Raw genomic sequence first — 19,561 nt, 5'->3', positions numbered from 1 at the left:
GTCGCCGCCTGCGCCGGTACGGGCATTGCCGGTTTCGCCGCCGGCGCCGCCTTCGCCGCCGCGCGCCGCGCCGGTCGTGGCGTTGCCGCTGCGCGCCGCGCCGCTGGTGGCGCTGGCGCCGTCACCGCCGTTGCCGCCGTTGCCGCCGCGTGCATTACCGCTGTCGCCGCCGTTGCTGCCGTTGGCATTGCCGCCGTTGGCGGTGCCGCCTGCCGAGCCGGTGCCGGCGCCGCCGTTGGCGTCGCCGCCGTTCTCGGCTGCGTTACCGATGCTGTTCACGGTGTTGTTTGCCGCACGGCCCCGGAGGGTGCTGATCGAGTCTGCACGCGAGGTGTTGAACGAGTTCGTCGTCGAGGCCTCTGCAGTGCTGTTGTTGTTGGCCGAAGCGGCACCGATGGCGGTCGCAGTGGCGTCGCCGCGGCTGCGGTTCTGGCCCGAGGAATTGCGATTGTCCGAATTATTGCTTTGGTCGGTTGTTTGAGTTTGGGTATTGCCTTCGGTGACATTGCCGGCCGTATTGCCATCTTGTGCTTGGGCCATGCCAAATGCCAGTGCGATCGCGGTCGCCAGAAGTGTGCGCTTCATCGGTTATTCCCCTTTGTGTGTGACAGAAGTTGAAATGCCCGGCGTTCGATACACCGGTCGATTGAAGCATTAGCACGTTGCGTGCCAAGTCTGTTTTCTTTCGCAAGTCTTTGTTTAATTTGAGGATTTTTATGCCAGGAAAGAATGTAGGACCAAATTGATGGGACAGTTCAATATCTCTTACTCATGCTGTCGCAAACCTGTGACAGGTGGCAGGGGATTGTCACCAGACTGTATCAAGCTGTAACAGCTTTCCAAGGGCGAGCAGAGGCAAGTGCTTGCTGGCACTTGCTCTGAGTATGTAGGAGAAAGAGAAGGGAACGGGCGCCGCTCAGGGCGCGATCGAGTGCTTGGCCATCAGCCTGTACAGCGTCATGCGTGAGACACCGAGCTCGCGTGCAGCCTGGCTGATGTTGTTGCCGCACTTTGCCAGGCTGTTCGAGATGGCGGCGCGTTCGGCGCTGCCGCGCGAATTGTCGAGGCCGTCGCGCAGGATGATGGCGTCGTCGTGCGGCGCCAGCTCGAGGTCTTCCGGCATGATCAGGCGGTTCTCGGCCAGCACCATGGCGCGCCGCATGCGGTTGATCAGCTCGCGGATATTGCCCGGCCAGTTGTGCTGGGCCATGGCGCGCAGGGCCTGGTTGCTGATGCCCTTGAGCTGCGGGCTTTTTTCGTCCGCATACTTGTTGAAGATAATCTCGGTCAGCATGGGCAGGTCGTCCTTGCGCTCGCGCAGCGGCGGCACGCGGATCGGGAACACGCTCAGGCGGTAGTACAGGTCTTCGCGGAAGCGTCCATCGGCCACCGCCTTGGGCAGGTCGACGTGGGTCGCGGTGATCACGCGCGCATCGACCGCCACCGTACGGGTGCCGCCGACGCGGTAGATGGTGCGCTCTTGCAGGAAGCGCAGCAGGCTGGCCTGCAGGTCGAGCGGCAGGTCGCCGATCTCGTCCAGGAAGATGCTGCCGCCGGAGGCCGCTTCGATGAGGCCCGGCTTGTCCTTGGCCGCGCCGGTAAAGGCGCCGCGCTCGTAGCCGAACAGCTCGGAGTGGATCAGCGAGGGTGGAATGGCCGCGCAGTTGATGGCAATAAATGGTCCGCCGGCGCGAGGCGACTGCGCATGGATTTCCTGGGCCGCCAGTTCCTTGCCGCTGCCGCTCTCGCCCGAGATCAGCACCGGCGCATCGACGGCCGCGATCTTGTCGATGTGGGCGCGCAGGCGCCGGATCGCCACCGACTGGCCGTCGATGTGGCGTGCGCCGGAGGCGCGCTTGTGCGGCGGCGTGGATTTGGCGAGCATGGCCATGCCGTGGGCATGGCCGAGCGAGTGGTGCAGGCGCGTGGTATCGACTGGACGGGTATGGAAATCGAACAGGTGGGTGGCGATGGCCTGGCGCATTTGCGGGCGGTGCAGCAGGTCGGAACCGAACACGCCGATCCAGCGGATGTGATGGTGCTGCTGCAGGAAGCGCTCGGTGTCGTCATGCTCGAGGCTGCCGTTGCCGTCGAGCAGCAGGCCGACCGGGTAATGCTGCTGCGCCAGCACCTTGCGCGCGGCGCCGACGCTGTCGACCGTGCACACATCCCAGCCCCGCAATTCCCCGCAGGCAGCACGCACGCCTGCATTCCCCTCAGTCGTAATGCATAAGAGTCGTTTGACCGACACATTAACCTCGTTCTTATTCGTTATTACTGGTCACTGCTGGCGCCATTGTCGGCCAGACACCCAGGCGTCTTGTAAGGAAACACCGGGCAAGGAATGCCGGATTCGTCCGACACCGCGTTGACCGTTATTTAACCAGAAACTGACACCGTCCGGCGCACGAATATTGTTGAGTTGGTAATTCGCATCGCAAAAATACCTACAGGAATCAATAGCTTAGAAGAAATTATTGCCAGTGATTATTGGTGATTATGTGGCTGTAACTATGTGCGGCGCGCTACCGGGAAGGGAGGGGGCGCAGGGACGGAGGAGTCAGGCCAATCGCGGTCCGATCGTGCTGCGTGGCCCTGTCCAGCCACCTTGTATAATGTGACAACCCACATCCGCAGGTAAATATGACGAATACCACCCACTTCGGCTACAAGACCGTCGCCGAGGACCAGAAGGTCCAGGAAGTCGCCAAGGTCTTCCATTCGGTCGCCTCCAAATACGACGTCATGAACGACCTGATGTCGGCCGGCCTGCACCGTGCCTGGAAACTGTTCACCATCGCGCAGGCGGGCGTGCGTCCCGGCTTCAAGGTGCTCGACATTGCCGGCGGCACCGGCGACCTGGCCAAGGCCTTCGCCAGGCAGGCCGGCCGCACCGGCGAGGTCTGGCTCACCGACATCAACGAGTCGATGCTGCGCGTGGGCCGGGATAGACTATTGAATAAGGGTCTGGTGACCCCAACTCTGTTGTGCGACGCCGAGAAGCTGCCTTTCCCGGACAATTATTTCGACCGGGTCAGCGTGGCCTTCGGCCTGCGCAACATGACGCACAAGGACCAGGCCCTGGCCGAAATGCGCCGCGTGCTCAAGCCTGGCGGCAAGCTGCTGGTGCTGGAGTTCTCAAAGGTCATCGCGCCGCTGCAGAAGCCCTACGACGTGTATTCGTTCTCGGTGCTGCCGTGGCTGGGCCAGAAGATCGCCGGCGATGCCGAGAGCTACCGCTACCTGGCCGAATCGATCCGCATGCATCCCGACCAGGAAACCCTGAAAGGCATGATGCTCGATGCGGGACTGGAGCGGGTCCAGTATCACAACCTGACGGCGGGTGTGGCCGCACTCCACACCGGTATCAAACTGTAAGGAAGTCGATAATGAAGAAATTCGTGGCAACGATGGTACTGGCGCTGACCGCCATCTCGATGATCGCGGAAGCGAGCGCGCGCCCGATGGGCGGCAAGCGCTCGATCGGACGCCAGTCGCAGGCGGTGCAGCGGATGCCGGCCCCGGCGCCTGCACCGACCCCTGGTTTCCAGCAGCAACGCGCACCCGCCGCCGTGCCGGCCGCCGGTGCTGCCGGCGCCGCCGCGGCGGCCCAGGCCAAGCGCCCGAGCATGTGGAAGGGTATCCTCGGCGGCGCATTGCTGGGCCTCGGCCTGGGGGCGCTGCTGTCGCACTTGGGCATCGGCGGCGCGCTGGCCAGCGCGATCTCGGCGATCCTGATGATCGGCCTGCTGGCGCTGGCGGTGCTGTTCGTGGTGCGCATGTTCCGCCGCAAGGACACGCCGGCCAACCCGGCCTTCGGCGGCGGCTACACCAATCCGGTGCCGGCCGGCGCCGCGCCGCATGGATCGGCGGGCGCGGTATCGACCCCGGAAATCGGCTCGGGCCTGCGCCAGCCGGCGGCCTTCCAGGGCCAGTCGGGCGTGTCGCTGGGCAAGCCCGGCAGCACATCGTCGGCAACGTCGGCCATGCACAACCAGTGGGGCGTGCCGGCCGACTTCGACCAGGACGCCTTCCTGCGCCACGCGAAAGCCTCGTTCATCCGCATGCAGGCCGCCTGGGACCGCGGCGACACCAACGACCTGCGCGAGTTCACCTCGCCCGAAGTGTTCGCCGAGCTGAAGATGCAGATCCAGGAGCGCGACGGCGCCACCGACTTCACCGACGTGGTGACGATCGACGGCCAGCTGCTGGGCATCGAGACCACCGCCACCGACTACCTGGCCAGCGTGCAGTTCAACGGCATGATCCGTACCGCCCCGAACGCGCCGGCCGAGCCCTTCGTGGAAGTCTGGAACATGTCCAAGCCGCTGTCGGGATCCGGCGGATGGGTGCTGGCGGGCATCCAGCAAGTGTCGTAATTATTTTTAAGTAAAGTTCCGTGCTGCCGGGTTTGTGCCCGGCAAACTGGTAAGATCGAAACCGCCCGCTAACACCGGGCGGTTTTTTTTGGTTTATTTATTGACGACGTTTTCTGCCATGTTCCCGAGTACCGCCATGCTGGCGACGCCCGCCGTCGCCACGATCAACCATCTGCTGGCCCAGGAGCCCTGGGCGCGCGAAGCCCTGCTGCGCCATGCCGGCAAGGAAGCCTGCATCGATACTGGCCACCTCGAGCTGCGCCTGCGCGTGGCGCGCGATGGCATGCTCGAGCCCGGCACGGCCGAGACCCCGGCGAACGTGACCATCCGCGTCAAGCTGAGCGACCTGCCGCTGATCGCGCAGAACCGCGACCGCGCCTTTTCCTATGTGAAGATCGAGGGCGACGCCGAATTCGCCAACACGATTTCCTCGCTGTCGAAGGGCCTGCGCTGGGATGCCGAGCATGACCTGGAGCGCATCGTCGGCCCGCTCGGCGCGCGCCGCCTGGTGCAGGGCACGCGCGGCGCGACTCACGGCGTGCTGGGCGCCGGCCGCCGGCTGGCCGAGAACCTCGCCGAATTCCTGCTGGAAGAGCGGCCGGTGCTGGTGCGCCCAAGCGCGGTGGGCGAATTCGCGGCCGACGTGGTGCGCCTGCGCGACGACGTCGAACGCAGCGCCAAGCGCATTGCCAAACTGGAGCAGCGCCTCGCGCAGAGCGCCGCGCCGACGAGCGTGATACTGAGTCCGGATAACTGATGATATTGAAATTCCTGCGCCTGCTGAAAATCCTTACCGTCGCGACCAAGTACGGTCTCGACGAAATCGCGGTCACGAGCCTGCACGCCCCGCGCACCGCGCGCTTCATGAGCACCGTGTTCTTCTGGCGCCGCATCACCTCGCCGCGCGCGATCCGCCTGCGCCAGGCACTCGAGGAACTGGGGCCGATCTTCATCAAGTTCGGCCAGGTGCTGTCCACCCGGCGCGACCTGATGCCCCAGGATATCGCCGACGAGCTGTCGCTGCTGCAGGACCGGGTGCCGCCCTTCGACTCCGACCTGGCGGTGGCCCAGATCACCGAGTCGCTCGGCGCCCACCCCGATCAATTGTTCGCCAGCTTCGACCGGGTGCCGGTGGCCTCGGCCTCGATCGCCCAGGTGCACTTCGCGACCTTGAAGAACGGCCTCGAGGTCGCGGTGAAAGTGCTGCGTCCGGGGATGAAGAAGACCATCGACGAAGACCTGGCGCTGATGGACCTGGCCGCCCGGCTGATCGAAACGGTGTGGGCCGAGAGCCGCCGCCTGAAGCCGCGTGAAGTGGTGGCCGAGTTCGACAAATACCTGCACGACGAGCTCGACCTGATGCGCGAGGCCGCCAACGCCAGCCAGCTGCGCCGCAACTTCGCCGACTCGAACCTGCTGATGGTGCCGGAGATGTACTGGGACTATTGCTCGAGCAGCGTGATCGTGATGGAACGCATGCGCGGCATTCCGGTATCGCAGATCGACCGCCTGGCCGCCGAGGGCGTGGACCTTAAGAAGCTGTCGAGCGATGGCGTGGAGATCTTCTTTACGCAGGTGTTCCGCGACGGCTTCTTCCACGCCGACATGCATCCAGGGAACATCCTGGTCTCGGTGGAGAAGGAAACCTTCGGCCGCTACATCGCGCTCGACTTCGGCATCGTCGGCACCCTGAACGACTTCGACAAGGACTACCTGTCGCAGAACTTCCTGGCCTTCTTCCGCCGCGACTACAAGCGCGTGGCCGAGGCCCACATCGAATCCGGCTGGGCGCCGCGCGACACCCGCGTGGACGAACTGGAATCGGCGGTGCGCGCCTGCTGCGAGCCGATCTTCGACCGTCCGCTGAAAGACATCTCCTTCGGCCAGATCCTGCTGCGCCTGTTCCAGACCTCGCGCCGCTTCAACGTCGAGGTGCAGCCCCAGCTGGTGCTGCTGCAGAAGACCCTGCTCAACATCGAAGGCCTGGGCCGCCAGCTCGACCCCGACCTCGACCTGTGGAAGACCGCCAAGCCCTACCTGGAGCGCTGGATGGGCGAGCAGGTCGGCTGGCGCGGCATGGTCGAGCGCCTGCGCGCCGAGGCGCCGCGCTACGCCCACATCTTCCCGCAACTGCCGCGCCTGCTGCACCAGACCCTCGAGCGCCACGCGCACTCGGGCATGGCCACCCACAACGGGCATCCGCTGGCCCAGGCCGAGCTGCTGGCGATGGTGCTGGCCGAACAGCGCCGCACCAACCGGCTGCTGGGCGTCATGACCTTCCTGGGCCTGACCACGGGCGCGCTGGGCATGGCGGTGATCGGCTGGTTCTATTACACCGGTGGCTGAGCCGCCCAGCTTCGCCAGCCGCGATCCGCTCAGCCCGCAATTCTGGGACGAGCGTTTTGCACGATCCTTCACCCCCTGGGACCGCGGCGGCGTGCCGCAGGCGCTGCGCGATTTCGTGGCGCGCAGTGCGCGTCCGCTCTCTACCCTGATTCCCGGCTGCGGCAGCGCCTACGAACTGGTGCACCTGTGCGCGGCCGGCTGGGACGCCACCGCGATCGACTTCGCGCCGGAAGCGGTGGCGCGCGGCAAGGCGCTGGCGGGGCAGTGGAGCGATCGGGTGGTGGAAGCGGACTTCTTCGCCTGGCAGCCGCCGCGCGCGCTCGAACTCATCTATGAATGCGCCTTCCTGTGCGCGCTGCCGCGCGCCAGGCGGCCGCAGGTAGCGGCGCGCTGGGCCGAGCTGCTGGCCCCCGGGGGCAGGGTGGCCGGCTTCTTCTTTTTTGACCAGACCGTAAAAGGTCCGCCCTTCGGTATCGACCGGGCAGGACTGGCGGCCTTGATGGCGCCGTACTTTGATTGCGTCGAGGATGCCGAGGTGACCGACTCGATTCCTATCTTCGCGGGCAAGGAGCGCTGGATGGTGTGGCAGCGCCGCTGAGGCCAAAGAAAAAGCCCGCATCAGCGGGCTTCATAAGTACAGCGTTCTTTTACGGACCAGCGGCGGTGCAGCACCGCGCAGAATCTTCTGTTTCTTCTTAACTGTGGGCAGCGGAGCTTGCCTGCTGCCATCATGTTTCCAAGAAAGATGCTATTTAATCACCCGGAGCTGTTGTTGAGCAAATGAAACGGTGCTCGACGATGAAGAAAAACAACACCCTGTGCGCGCCAAGCCGTCGGCCGACACCGGCCCAGCCCCGCTGCTGCAGCCAAAACGGGCAAACCATCCCGTAAAAGCTTTATAATTCAGGGTTTTGAAGATTTTTGCGGAGTATCAGATGCCGATTTACGCTTACCGCTGCGATGAATGCGGTTTTACCAAAGATGTACTGCAAAAGATTTCCGACCCGGTGCTGACCGTCTGCCCGTCCTGCAGCAAGGAAGCCTTCAAAAAACAGGTGACCGCTGCCGGCTTCCAGCTGAAGGGTACGGGTTGGTATGTGACCGACTTCCGCGGCGGCACCCCGCCGGCGACCGGCACCGCTGCGGGCGCTGCAACCCCGGCTGCGGCTGCGCCCGACAGCGGCGGCAGCGCAAGTACGCCTGCCGCGTCCCCGGCACCAGCCACGGGCGGCGACAAGAGCAGTACCTGACACGAGAACTCGATGCGTAAATATTTCCTGACTGGCTTGCTGGTGCTGGTGCCCCTGGTGATCACCGCCTGGGTGCTGAGCATGATCATCAGCACCCTGGACCAGTCGCTGCTGTTCGTGCCGGAAGCCTGGCAGCCGCATGCGCTGTTCGGGCGCGACATCCCGGGCGTCGGCGCGGTCCTGACGCTCGCCGTCATCTTCATTACCGGCCTGCTGACCAACAACCTGGTTGGCGGCTACGTCGTGCGCCTGGGCGACCGCGTGATGAAGCGCATCCCGGTGGTCAGTTCGCTGTACGGCAGCGTCAAGCAGGTGTCGGACACGCTGTTCTCGTCCTCGGGCAATGCCTTCCGCACGCCTGTCCTGATCCCGTACCCGCATGCGGATTCCTATACCATCGCCTTCCTGACCGGTGTGCCGGGCGGCGACGTCAAGAACCACCTGGTGGGCGACTACGTCAGCGTCTACGTGCCGACCACCCCGAACCCGACCTCTGGCTTCTTCCTGATGATGGAACGCAGCAAGGTCGTGGAACTGAACATGTCCGTGGACGCGGCCCTGAAGCACATCGTCTCGATGGGCGTCGTCGCTCCCGAGTAAAAACAAACGAATCAATCAACCTGGAACGAAAACTATGTCCTCCATGCGTACTCACTACTGCGGCCTCGTCACCGAGGAACTGCTGGGCCAAACCGTCAGCCTGTGCGGCTGGGTGCACCGTCGCCGCGACCACGGCGGCGTGATCTTCATCGACCTGCGCGACCGCGAAGGCCTGGTGCAGGTGGTCTGCCACCCGGATAACGCCGAGGTGTTCAAGGCCGCGGAACACGTGCGCAACGAGTACTGCCTGCGCATCACCGGCACCGTCGTGAATCGCCTGGAAGGCACCGCCAACGCCAACCTGAAGTCGGGCAAGATCGAGATCAACACCACCAAGCTGGAAGTGCTGAACGCATCGGTGCCGGTGCCCTTCCAGCTGGACGACGACAACCTGTCGGAAACCACCCGCCTGACCCATCGCGTGCTCGACCTGCGCCGCAACCAGATGCAGCACAACCTGCGCCTGCGCTACAAGGTGTCGATGGAAGTCCGCAAGTACCTCGACAACCTGGGCTTCATCGACATCGAGACCCCGATGCTGACCAAGTCGACCCCGGAAGGCGCCCGCGACTACCTGGTGCCTTCGCGGGTCAACCCGGGCAACTTCTTCGCGCTGCCGCAGTCGCCGCAGCTGTTCAAGCAGCTGCTGATGGTCGCCAACTTCGACCGCTACTACCAGATCACCAAGTGCTTCCGCGACGAAGACCTGCGCGCCGACCGCCAGCCGGAATTCACCCAGATCGACTGCGAAACCTCGTTCCTGACCGAGCAGGAAATCCGTGACCTGTTCGAAGACATGATGCGCGTCGTGTTCAAGAACGCCGCCGGCATCGACCTGCCGAATCCCTTCCCGGTGATGGACTTCGCCACCGCCATGGGCTCCTACGGTTCGGACAAGCCGGACATGCGCGTCAAGCTGCAGTTCACCGAACTGACCGAGCTGATGAAGTCGGTCGAGTTCAAGGTGTTCAACAGCGCCGCCAACATGGCCGGCGGCCGCGTGGTCGGCATGCGCGTGCCGCAGGGCGCCTCGATGCCGCGTTCGGAAATCGACGCCTACACCCAGTTCGTCGCCATCTACGGCGCCAAGGGCCTGGCCTACATCAAGGTCAACGAGAAGGCCAAGGGCCGTGACGGCCTGCAGTCGCCGATCGTCAAGAACATCTCGGATGAAGTCCTGACCCAGATCCTGGAACTGACCGGCGCCGAAGACGGCGACCTGATCTTCTTCGGTGCGGACAAGGCCAAGGTCGTCAACGACGCCATCGGCGCGCTGCGCGTGAAGATCGGCCACTCGGAATTCGGCAAGAAGGCCGGCCTGTTCGACGACGTCTGGGCGCCGCTGTGGGTCATCGACTTCCCGATGTTCGAATACGACGAGGACGGCGACCGCTGGAACGCCACCCACCACCCGTTCACCGCACCGAAGGACGGCCACGAGGACATGCTCGAGACCAACCCGGGCGCCTGCGTCGCCAAGGCCTACGACATGGTCTTGAACGGCTGGGAACTGGGCGGCGGCTCGATCCGTATCCACCGCGAAGAAGTCCAGAGCAAGGTGTTCCGCGCCCTGAAGATCGATGCCGAAGAAGCCCAGCTGAAGTTCGGCTTCCTGCTTGACGCCCTGCAGTACGGCGCGCCGCCGCACGGTGGCCTGGCCTTCGGCCTGGACCGCCTCATCACCCTGATGACCGGCTCCGAGTCGATCCGCGACGTGATCGCCTTCCCGAAGACCCAGCGCGCCCAGTGCCTGCTGACCAACGCGCCTTCGGAAGTCGACGAGAAGCAGCTCAAGGAACTGCACATCCGCCTGCGCAACGAGCCGAAAGTCGCGTAAACGGACCATGGGTTCGACAAACGCGGGCGCGGCCATATAATGGCTGCGCCCGCGTTTTTTATTTGGCGCTTTTATTTGTCTATGCCCCACAAAATCCCCGAATCGGTCCTGGTCGTCATCCACACCGCCGCCATGGAGGTGCTCCTGATCGAACGCGCCGACCGCCCGGGTTTCTGGCAATCCGTCACCGGCTCGCTCGACGCCCATGACGAACCCCTGCTGCAGACCGCGGCCCGCGAACTGTTCGAGGAAACCGGCATCGTGGCCGACGGTGAGCACATCGTGCTGCACGACTGGCAGCTCTCCAACATCTACGAGATCTATCCCGTCTGGCGCCACCGCTACGCCCCCGGCGTCACCCACAACACCGAGCACGTGTTCTCGGTCTGCGTCCCGCGCGACATCGCCATCACCCTGAGTCCGCGCGAACACACGCAGTACGCCTGGCTGCCTTGGCTGGAAGCCGCCGACCGCTGCTTCTCGTCCTCGAACGCCGAGGCCATCCTGCAGTTGCCCAGGCATATTTCCCCGTAGATTCTTCGCCAAGCGCACGATTGGGACCGGCGCCAAGGGTGGCGGACCGCGTTGTTGTTAGAATGTTCCCATGAAGATTCGTGTGGCCACCTACAACATCCACAAGGGCGTGAGCTCGCTGCGCAGCCAGCCGCGCGTGATCGCGCTGAAGAAGGCAATCGCCGAATTCCACGCCGATGTCGTCTTCCTGCAGGAAGTGCAGGGCCGGCACGACCGCTTCCAGGCGCGCTATGGCAAGGAAGCCCTGGCCCACCACCACTGGCCGGAAGATCCGCAACACGAATATTTTGCGGGCGAGAAGCACCATACGGCTTATGGCATGAATGCGGTCTACGACCACGGCCACCATGGCAATGCGCTGCTGAGCGCTTTCCCGATCGAGAATTCGCATAACCACGACGTCTCCGACCACGCCTACGAGCAGCGCGGCATCCTGCACTGCGTGCTGGAGACCCCGAGCGGCAAGGTCCATTGCTACGTGGTGCACCTGGGCCTGTTCGAGGGCAGCCGCGGGCGCCAGACCGAGGCCCTGATCGAGCACGTCAACGCTTCCTCGCACGGCGAGCCGGTGATCATCGCGGGCGACTTCAACGACTGGCGCAATACCCTCGGCGAGCGCCTGCGCAACGCCCTTGGGGTGGCCGAAGTCTTCGACGAGTTGGGACCGAAATCGCCGCTGGGCGACATGGTGCGCAGCTGGGCCGGCCGCCAGCCGCGCCTGGCCCCGGCGCGCACCTTCCCGGCCATGCTGCCCTGGTTCCGCCTCGACCGCATCTACGTGCGCGGCTTCAAGGTGGACAATGCGCAGGTGATGCACGGCCCGCTGTGGGCCAAGCTGTCCGACCACGCACCGATCGTGGCGGAACTCCAGCTGCTCTAGCGCGCCATGCGCCACCTTAGCTTCGTAGACAACAACGACGTCACCCTGCTGGAAAGCGGCACCGCCTTCTTCCCGGCCCTGATCGCGGCCATCGATGCGGCCCAGTACGACGTCCTGTTCGAAACCTATATCTTCGCCGAGGACGAAGTCGGGCACGCGGTGCGCGACGCCCTGATCCGCGCCGAGCGCCGGGGTGTCAAGGTGCGCGTGCTGGTCGACTGGATCGGCACCGAGCACCGGCCCGCGGCACGGCTGGGCGAAGCCTTGACGGCGGCCGGCGTGCAGTACCGCGTCTTCAATCCCTGGTGCCGGCGCGGCATCGCGCGTTCGCACCGCAAGATCGTCGTGGTCGACCGCGCGGTCGCTTTCGTCGGCGGGATCAACATCAACGACGACTGGCGCTGCGACCACGCCGACCGGCATCGCCTGCCCGCGCCGCGCTGGGATTTCACGGTGCAGGTACGCGGGCCGCTGGTGGCGCAGATCCACGACGAGGCACAAGGCCAGTGGCTGCGCGCGGGGCGCCTGAAGCTCAGGCAGCGCATCGAACTGTTCAAGGAAATGCGCAAGGAGCCGGAGCAGTCCTGCAAGTACCCGGCGCGCGCCGCCTTCGTGGTGCGCGACAACCTGCGCAACCGTTCCACGATCCAGCGCGCCTACCTGCAGGCCCTGGGGCGCGCCAAGCACAGCGTGCTGCTGGCCACGCCGTATTTCGCCCCGGGCCGCAAATTCCGCAAGGCGCTGGCCCATGCGGCGCAGCGCGGCGTGCGGGTCACGCTCCTGATCGGGGTAGGGGAGTTCGTCATCCAGGACATGGTCGCGCACTCCTTCTACCCGAAGCTGCTGGCCGACGGCATCAAGGTGGTCGAGTACCGCAAGACCCAGCTGCACGCCAAGGTCGCGGTGGTGGACGAGGACTGGGCCACGGTCGGGTCGAGCAACTGCGACGGGCTGTCGCTGTTCCTGAACCAGGAAGCAAACGTAGTGGTGCTGGACGAGCGTTTCGCCGCCACCATGCGCGCCCACATCGAGCGCGGCATTGCCGACGGCGTGCCGATCCGCGCCGAGGAATTCGCCCACATCGGCTGGATTCGCCGTGCGAGCTATGGCTTGGCCTATATGATGTATAAGCTGGTCATGCGGATCTTTGCGATCGGCTACGCATGACAGGCATAGGTGATTTATGGAAGACAACAACGTACGTATCGACAAGTGGCTGTGGGCCGCGCGCTTCTTCAAGACACGCTCGATGGCGACCGACGCGATCGACCGCGGCCGGGTGCGCATCGACGGCGAGCCCATCAAGCCGGCGCGCAACGTCAAGATCAATGACAAGATTTTTATCGATAACGGCTCGGATCGCTGGGAAGTGATCGTGGCCGCCATCTCGGGCACGCGCGGCCCGGCGCCGGCCGCGCGCACCCTGTACTTCGAAACCGACGAAAGCATCGCCAAGCGCGAGAACGACAAGACGGCGCGCCGGCTGTTCCCGGAACCGAGTGCCGAGATCAAGGGAAGGCCGACCAAGCGCGACCGGCGGGCCATGGAAAAGGCCGGCTCGTAATCAGAACCGCAGAACCGGGGTCAGGTCTGACATTCGGACACGAGCTCTACCTTAGCCCTGCAGGTGGAGGTTTTCAAAAGCAGCTACTGCTCGACTCACGGTTTTGCTCGATACGCCAAAAAATGATGCAATCTGCGGCATCGTGAACGCCGTCGATCGGTAAGCGCGCGCCATCGCTTCGTCCCTACTGGGGTATCTGCCCTGATATTCAGCCAGTGAGAGTGCCACAGCGCGCCGTTCGATCCTGACAGCCTCCACGAACTCTTCAGCTCGTTGCAATTGCTGGTGAGTTGAGACGAAGTCATCGTCTCCAAGAACCACACCGTGACGGGTAGCAGTGAGCGGGCTGTCCTGGCCGATTCCCGCCAGGACAAACGCCTGGTATGCAGACACGGCTGCCGTAGGGGTGCTGCCGAAATGGCTAAGCAGCCAATCGCGCTGGAACCAGGACGGCGGATGGTTTGCGTTGACGAGAAAGTGGTGACTGCTCCATTGCCATTCGTCTAGTGAGTTCACCATGTTCGCCCGTAGAGGATTCAGGATGATGTAGCGGCTTACCTCCAAAAGGTAATTTTCTCTCTGGACCAAAATTGCCTTATACCGCCCTTGGAAGAGGTGCCCGACCAGCTCATGTCGCCGATTGAACTTCTGCGAATACAAGCCATTGAGCTGGCGCATTCCTCTGGAAAGATTCCCTTCGACGGTTTCGACCAGAAGATGATAGTGATTTGTCATCTGACAAAAACTATGGATGACAAAGTTGTACCGTTCGCACACGTGAGCAAGGACTTCCAGCCATTGACGTCGATCGAGGTCATGACGGTAGATCGGATTTTTCCGGTTGCCCCGAGAGGTGACATGGTAAAGAGCGCCAGGGAATTCGAGTCGAAGAGGTCGTGTCATGTCGGTAACGGTACTGAAGAAAGCTCGGTGGAAGCTGAGATTGCTCAGTGCTGAGCCATATGGTTTTTCCACGTTCCGGATAGCGTCTGATAGATATCTCGGCCGCTGCTGGCAAATAGCTGTTGAGGCCGTGTCCAAATGTCAGACCTGACCCCGGTGTACGAAAATCAGCGCACGACCGTGCAAAATGCGGTACCTTTACATCTGCGACAACGTTGTTCCAGTCATATTCCGGCGGGAGCGTCCTGCAGGCGGTTTCTCCTCCTGCCGTTGTTTTGCATCAATAGAATCTCGCCTCTAAGTTCCCGTTTGACATTTCATCTCTGGTAGATAATAGTACGAGCGTTCGGATTTTTTTCGATTCAGGGGCAGCTATCACTACTTCAGCAAAATTCATGCGCAAGGGCGAACTCACGCGGGCAGCGATTCTCGACGTGGCGCTCGAGCTGTCGAGCCGCGACGGCCTCGAAGGCCTGACCATCGGCCTGCTGGCCGACCGGATGAACATGAGCAAATCCGGCGTGTTCGCCCACTTCGGTTCGCGCGAGGACCTGCAGCTCGAAGTCGTCAAGCTGTACCACCACCGCTTCGAGCAGGAAGTGTTCTTCCCGAGCGTGCGCGAGCCGCGCGGCCTGCTGCGCCTGCAGTCGATGTTCGACCGCTGGCTCGAGCGCGTGTCGGTCGAGATCGCGTCCGGCTGCATCTACATCAGCGGCGCCGTCGAGTACGACGACCGCCCGGGCCCGATCCGCGAGGAGCTGGTCAAGATGGTGCAGGCCTGGCAGGGCGCCCTGCAGCGCAGTGCGCGCCAGGCGATCGAGGTCGGGCACCTGCGTCCCGACGCCGACGCCGGGCAGCTGGTGTACGAGATGTACGGCCTGATCCTGGCCCTGCACCACGACGCGCGCTTCCTGCGCATGCCCGGCTCCGTCGAGCGGGCCCGTCGCGGCTTCGAGCGGCTGATCGAAAATTATCGCAATCCATCCATGCCGGCCCAGTAAGCGCCGTTCATCAAACAAACACACTTTACCTTCGTTCAGGAGAAAACCATGGGTCAGTACGTCGCGCCAATCCGGGATATGCAGTTCGTTCTGCACGAATTCCTCAACGTCAGCGAAGAGTTCAAGAACCTGCCTGCCTACCAGGAAATCGACGCCGACATCATCAACCAGGTGCTCGAAGAAGGTGCGAAATTCACGCAGGAAGTGCTGTTCCCGCTGAACCACTCGGGCGACCGCGAAGGCTGCCACTTCGACCCGGCCACCAAGGCCGTCACCACCCCGAAGGGCTTCAAGGAAGCGTATAAACAGTATGTCGAAGGCGGCTGGGCCGCGCTGGCATGCGATCCGGAATACGGCGGCCAGGGCCTGCCGGTCTCGCTGAACAACTCCTTCTACGAGATGCTGAACTCGTCGAACCAGGCATGGACCATGTACCCGGGCCTGTCACACGGCGCCTACGAGTGCCTGAAGGAGCACGGCACCGACGATCAGAAGAAGCTGTTCCTGCCGAAGCTGGTTTCGGGAGAATGGACCGGCACCATGTGCCTGACCGAAGCGCACTGCGGCACCGACCTGGGCCTGCTGCGCACCAAGGCCGAGCCGCAAGCCGACGGCACCTACAGCATCACCGGTTCCAAGATCTTCATCTCGGCCGGCGAACACGACATGTCCGAGAACATCGTCCACCTGGTGCTGGCGCGCCTGCCGGACGCACCGGAAGGCTCGAAGGGCATCTCGCTGTTCCTGGTCCCGAAATTCAAGGTGAATGCCGACGGTTCGGTCGGCGAGCGCAACGGCATTGCCTGCGGCGCCATCGAAGAAAAGATGGGCATCCACGGTAACTCCACCTGCCAGATGAACCTGGACGGCGCGATCGGCACCCTGATCGGCCAGCCGCACAAGGGCCTGCAGGCGATGTTCGTGTTCATGAACGCCGCCCGCCTGGGCGTCGGCATGCAGTCGCTGGGCCTGACTGAAGTCGCCTACCAGAACGCGCTGGTCTACGCCAAGGAACGCATCCAGATGCGCAGCCTGTCGGGCCCGAAGGCCCTGGACAAGCCGGCCGACCCGATCATCGTGCACCCGGACGTGCGCCGCATGCTGCTGACCGCCAAGGCCTACGCCGAAGGCGCGCGCGCCCTGACCTCGTACATCGCGCTGCAGATCGACCGTGAACTGAACCACCCGGACGAAGAAGTGCGCAAGGAAGCGGCCGGCGAAGTCGCGCTGCTGACCCCGATCGTCAAGGCCTTCATCACCGACAACGGCTGGATCGCCACCTCGGAAGCGATGCAGGTCTACGGCGGCCACGGCTACATCAGCGAGTGGGGCATGGAGCAGTACGTGCGCGACGCCCGCATCAACATGATCTACGAAGGCACCAACACCGTGCAGTCGCTCGACCTGCTGGGCCGGAAGATCCTGATGGACAACGGCGCCAAGCTGCGCGCCTTCGGCGAAAAAATCAAGAACTTCGTCGAAGAGAACGGCCTGGACGAGTCGATGTCGGAATTCGTGACCCCGCTGGGCGAACTCGGCGACAAGGTCGGCAAGCTGACCATGGAAATCGGCATGAAGGCCTTCCAGAACCAGGACGAAGTCGGCGCCGCCGCCGTGCCTTACCTGCGCGTCGTGGGCCACCTGGTGTTCAGCTACTTCTTCGCGCAGATGGCGAAGATCGCGCTGGCCAAGCAGGACTCGGGCGACAAGTTCTACGAAGCCAAGCTGCACACCGCACGCTTCTACTTCGCCCGCCTGTATCCGGAAACCGCGATGCTGATCCGCCAGGCACGTTCGGGTGCATCGAACCTGCTGGCCATGGACGCAGACCTGTTCTAACCACTCATCACGCACACTAAGGAATAAGAGATGTCCAATTTCATCGTCAAGAAAGTCGCCGTGCTGGGCGCCGGCGTGATGGGTGCGCAGATCGCTGCGCACTGCGTGAACGCCAAGGTGCCGGTCGTGCTGTTCGACCTGCCGGCCAAGGAAGGCCCGAAGAACGGCATCGTCCTGCGCGCCATCGAGAACCTCAAAAAACTGTCGCCGGCCCCATTGGGCAACAAGGATGACGCGGTCCTGATCGAAGTGGCCAACTACGAGGACAACCTCGACGTGCTGCTTGGGTGCGACCTGATCATCGAAGCCATCGCCGAGCGCATGGACTGGAAACACGACCTGTACAAGAAGGTCGCCCCGCACATCGCCCCGAACGCGATCTTCGCCTCGAACACCTCGGGCCTGTCGATCAACCAGCTGGCCGAAGGCTTCGACGAAGAACTGAAGGCGCGCTTCTGCGGCGTCCACTTCTTCAACCCGCCGCGCTACATGCACCTGGTCGAACTGATCCCGACCACCAGCACCCGTCCGGAAATCCTGGATCAACTGGAAACCTTCCTGACCTCGACCCTGGGCAAGGGCGTGGTGCGTGCCAAAGACACCCCGAACTTCATCGCCAACCGCGTCGGTATCTTCGGCATGCTGGCCACCATCCACGAAGCCGAGAAGTTCGGCCTGTCGGTGGACATCGTCGACGACCTCACCGGCGCCAAGCTGGGCCGCGCCAAGTCGGGCACCTTCCGTACCGCCGACGTCGTGGGCCTGGACACCATGGGCCACGTGATCAAGACCATGCAGGACACCCTGCAGGACGATCCCTTCTTCAGCCTGTACAAGACGCCTGACGTGCTGGCCAAGCTGATCGAGAAGGGCGCCCTGGGCCAGAAGGCCGGCGGCGGCTTCTACAAGAAGGTCGGCAAGGAAATCCAGCGCCTCGAGTTCGCCACCGGCGACTACGTGCCGAGTGGCGCCAAGGCCGCCGACATCGTTGCCCGCATCCTGAAAGAAAAGGACCCGGTCAAGAAGTTCAAGGCCATGCGCGAATCGACCAACCCGCAGGCGCAGTTCCTGTGGGCGATCTTCCGCGACGCCTTCCACTACATCGCGATCCACCTCGACACCATCGCCGACAACGCGCGCGACATCGACTTCGCGATGCGCTGGGGCTTCGGCTGGAGCGTCGGCCCGTTCGAAACCTGGCAGGCCGCCGGCTGGACCCAGATCGCACAATGGGTCAAGGAAGACATCGACGCTGGCCGTGCCCTGACCAACGCACCGCTGCCAGCCTGGGTGTTCGAAGGCCAGGTCGCCGAGAAGGGCGTGCACACCGCCGAAGGCTCGTACTCGGCCTCGAAGAACGCCTACGCGCCGGTGTCCGACCTGCCGGTCTACCAGCGCCAGCAGTTCCGCGCACCGGTGCTCGGTTCGACCACCACGGACGCCAAGACTTTCGGCACCACCGTGTTCGAGGACGACTCGGTGCGCCTGTGGCACTCGGGCGATGAGGTTCTCGTCATCTCGCTCAAGACCAAGATGCACGTCATCGGCGAAGGCGTGGTGAAGGGTCTGCAGCGCGGCATGGCCGAGGCTGAAAAAGGCTACAAGGGCCTGGTGATCTGGAATACCGACGCGGCCGAAGGCGGCGCCTTCTCGGCCGGCGCCGACCTGCAGTCGGCCATGCCGGCCTTCATGATGGGCGGCGCCAAGGCGATGGACCCGATGGTCCGCGACCTGCAGAACGTCTTCATGCAGATGAAGTACTCGAACATCCCGGTGGTGGCTGCTGTCGCGGGCCTGGCGCTGGGCGGCGGTTGCGAGATGATGCTGCACGCATCGAAGCGCGTGGCCTCGATCGAGTCCTACATCGGCCTGGTCGAAGTCGGCGTCGGCCTGGTGCCGGCCGGCGGCGGCCTGAAGGAAGCGGCAGTGCGCGCCTTCCTTGACGCCAAGGGCAACGACATCCTGCAATTCCTGAAGACCGGCTTCACCAACGCGGCTACCGCCCAGGTGTCGAAGTCGGCCCTGGAAGCGAAGGCCATGGGCTACCTGAAGGAAGACGACGTCATCGTCTTCAATCCCTACGAACTGCTGCACGTGGCGAAGACCACCGCGCGCGCCATGTTCGACGCCGGCTACCGCGCCCCGGCGCGCCGCCCGATCACCGTCACCGGCCGCTACGGCTGGGCGACCATCCGCGGCCAGCTGGTCAACATGCGCGACGGCGGCTTCATCTCGGCCTACGACTACAAGCTGGGCGACATGATCGCCGAGATCGTGACCGGCGGCGACGTCGACCAGGGCAGCGTGGTGTCCGAGCAGTGGCTGCTCGACATGGAGCGCAAGGCCTTCATCGAGCTGCTGGGTAACCCGAAAACGCAGGAACGCATCATGGGCATGATGCAGACCGGTAAGCCAGTGCGCAACTAAG

At 63.7% G+C, this 19,561-nt stretch carries 17 protein-coding genes and 1 pseudogene; 15 read left to right on the top strand and 3 right to left on the bottom strand.

Annotated elements, in window-relative coordinates:
• Both AC56LK_RS21560 and AC56LK_RS21555 read right to left on the bottom strand, forming a co-directional pair.
• Window positions 1–585 (bottom strand): annotated as a pseudogene (locus AC56LK_RS21560) (hypothetical protein); the annotation flags it as partial.
• A gap of 331 nt (window positions 586–916) precedes the next feature.
• Window positions 917–2,251: a sigma-54 dependent transcriptional regulator gene (locus tag AC56LK_RS21555; protein WP_497186518.1), complete on the bottom strand. Its 1,335-nt coding sequence runs from the start codon at window positions 2,249–2,251 to the stop codon at window positions 917–919.
• 392 nt (window positions 2,252–2,643) lie between these two features.
• Between AC56LK_RS21555 and ubiE the strand changes: the two genes are divergently transcribed.
• The 12 genes from ubiE (at window position 2,644) to AC56LK_RS21495 (ending at window position 13,390) form a co-directional block, all read left to right on the top strand.
• Complete coding sequence (gene ubiE, locus AC56LK_RS21550) at window positions 2,644–3,378, top strand: bifunctional demethylmenaquinone methyltransferase/2-methoxy-6-polyprenyl-1,4-benzoquinol methylase UbiE (RefSeq protein WP_497186517.1); 735 nt, start codon at window positions 2,644–2,646, stop codon at window positions 3,376–3,378.
• A gap of 11 nt (window positions 3,379–3,389) precedes the next feature.
• On the top strand, window positions 3,390–4,379 hold the full coding sequence (locus AC56LK_RS21545; RefSeq protein ID WP_497186516.1) for a Tim44 domain-containing protein: 990 nt from the start codon (window positions 3,390–3,392) through the stop codon (window positions 4,377–4,379).
• A gap of 118 nt (window positions 4,380–4,497) precedes the next feature.
• Window positions 4,498–5,136 (top strand): ubiquinone biosynthesis accessory factor UbiJ, encoded by a 639-nt coding sequence (locus AC56LK_RS21540; protein WP_497186515.1) that lies wholly within the window; start codon window positions 4,498–4,500, stop codon window positions 5,134–5,136.
• Window positions 5,136–6,725, top strand: coding sequence for a ubiquinone biosynthesis regulatory protein kinase UbiB (ubiB, locus tag AC56LK_RS21535; RefSeq protein WP_497186514.1), 1,590 nt, complete (start codon window positions 5,136–5,138; stop codon window positions 6,723–6,725). The genes AC56LK_RS21540 and ubiB overlap by 1 nt, the downstream gene beginning before the upstream one ends.
• Complete coding sequence (locus AC56LK_RS21530; protein WP_497186513.1) at window positions 6,718–7,323, top strand: methyltransferase; 606 nt, start codon at window positions 6,718–6,720, stop codon at window positions 7,321–7,323. Before ubiB ends, AC56LK_RS21530 begins: the two co-directional genes overlap by 8 nt.
• A 337-nt stretch (window positions 7,324–7,660) precedes the next feature.
• The gene (locus AC56LK_RS21525; RefSeq protein WP_497186512.1) at window positions 7,661–7,975 is read left to right on the top strand and encodes an FmdB family zinc ribbon protein; all 315 of its coding nucleotides are present in this window, start codon (window positions 7,661–7,663) and stop codon (window positions 7,973–7,975) included.
• A gap of 12 nt (window positions 7,976–7,987) precedes the next feature.
• The gene (locus AC56LK_RS21520; RefSeq protein WP_497186511.1) at window positions 7,988–8,575 is read left to right on the top strand and encodes a DUF502 domain-containing protein; all 588 of its coding nucleotides are present in this window, start codon (window positions 7,988–7,990) and stop codon (window positions 8,573–8,575) included.
• 43 nt (window positions 8,576–8,618) lie between these two features.
• Entirely contained in the window at window positions 8,619–10,412 is a 1,794-nt protein-coding gene (gene aspS / locus AC56LK_RS21515) for an aspartate--tRNA ligase (protein WP_497186510.1), read from the top strand.
• A gap of 81 nt (window positions 10,413–10,493) precedes the next feature.
• A complete protein-coding gene (nudB, locus tag AC56LK_RS21510) occupies window positions 10,494–10,946 on the top strand; it encodes a dihydroneopterin triphosphate diphosphatase (protein WP_497186509.1) in 453 nt (150 codons plus the stop codon).
• A 70-nt stretch (window positions 10,947–11,016) separates the two neighbouring features.
• The gene (locus AC56LK_RS21505) at window positions 11,017–11,826 is read left to right on the top strand and encodes an endonuclease/exonuclease/phosphatase family protein (RefSeq protein ID WP_497186508.1); all 810 of its coding nucleotides are present in this window, start codon (window positions 11,017–11,019) and stop codon (window positions 11,824–11,826) included.
• 6 nt (window positions 11,827–11,832) lie between these two features.
• Window positions 11,833–12,993 carry a cardiolipin synthase ClsB gene (clsB, locus tag AC56LK_RS21500; protein WP_497186507.1) on the top strand — a complete coding sequence of 387 codons (1,161 nt, stop codon included), beginning with the start codon at window positions 11,833–11,835 and terminating at the stop codon, window positions 12,991–12,993.
• A gap of 16 nt (window positions 12,994–13,009) precedes the next feature.
• Window positions 13,010–13,390 carry an RNA-binding S4 domain-containing protein gene (locus tag AC56LK_RS21495; protein ID WP_497186506.1) on the top strand — a complete coding sequence of 127 codons (381 nt, stop codon included), beginning with the start codon at window positions 13,010–13,012 and terminating at the stop codon, window positions 13,388–13,390.
• A 51-nt stretch (window positions 13,391–13,441) separates the two neighbouring features.
• On the opposite strand, the gene AC56LK_RS21490 is transcribed toward AC56LK_RS21495, so the two are convergent.
• Window positions 13,442–14,365 carry a transposase gene (locus AC56LK_RS21490; protein ID WP_497186505.1) on the bottom strand — a complete coding sequence of 308 codons (924 nt, stop codon included), beginning with the start codon at window positions 14,363–14,365 and terminating at the stop codon, window positions 13,442–13,444.
• A 323-nt stretch (window positions 14,366–14,688) separates the two neighbouring features.
• Here AC56LK_RS21490 and AC56LK_RS21485 point away from each other — a divergent pair, with 323 nt between their 5' ends.
• From AC56LK_RS21485 to AC56LK_RS21475, 3 genes are read left to right on the top strand one after another with little or no spacing between them, the layout of a single operon-like run.
• Window positions 14,689–15,294 carry a TetR/AcrR family transcriptional regulator gene (locus tag AC56LK_RS21485; protein ID WP_497186504.1) on the top strand — a complete coding sequence of 202 codons (606 nt, stop codon included), beginning with the start codon at window positions 14,689–14,691 and terminating at the stop codon, window positions 15,292–15,294.
• A 48-nt stretch (window positions 15,295–15,342) separates the two neighbouring features.
• On the top strand, window positions 15,343–17,133 hold the full coding sequence (locus AC56LK_RS21480) for an acyl-CoA dehydrogenase C-terminal domain-containing protein (protein WP_497186503.1): 1,791 nt from the start codon (window positions 15,343–15,345) through the stop codon (window positions 17,131–17,133).
• A gap of 30 nt (window positions 17,134–17,163) precedes the next feature.
• Entirely contained in the window at window positions 17,164–19,560 is a 2,397-nt protein-coding gene (locus tag AC56LK_RS21475; RefSeq protein WP_497186502.1) for a 3-hydroxyacyl-CoA dehydrogenase/enoyl-CoA hydratase family protein, read from the top strand.
• The last annotated feature ends 1 nt before the right edge of the window (window position 19,561 follow it).

It is taken from the genome of Telluria sp. ZB4P36, from assembly GCF_059685865.1.
The sequence above is the reverse complement of the archived record's forward strand: the minus strand, read 5'-3'. Positions and strand labels throughout refer to the sequence as shown.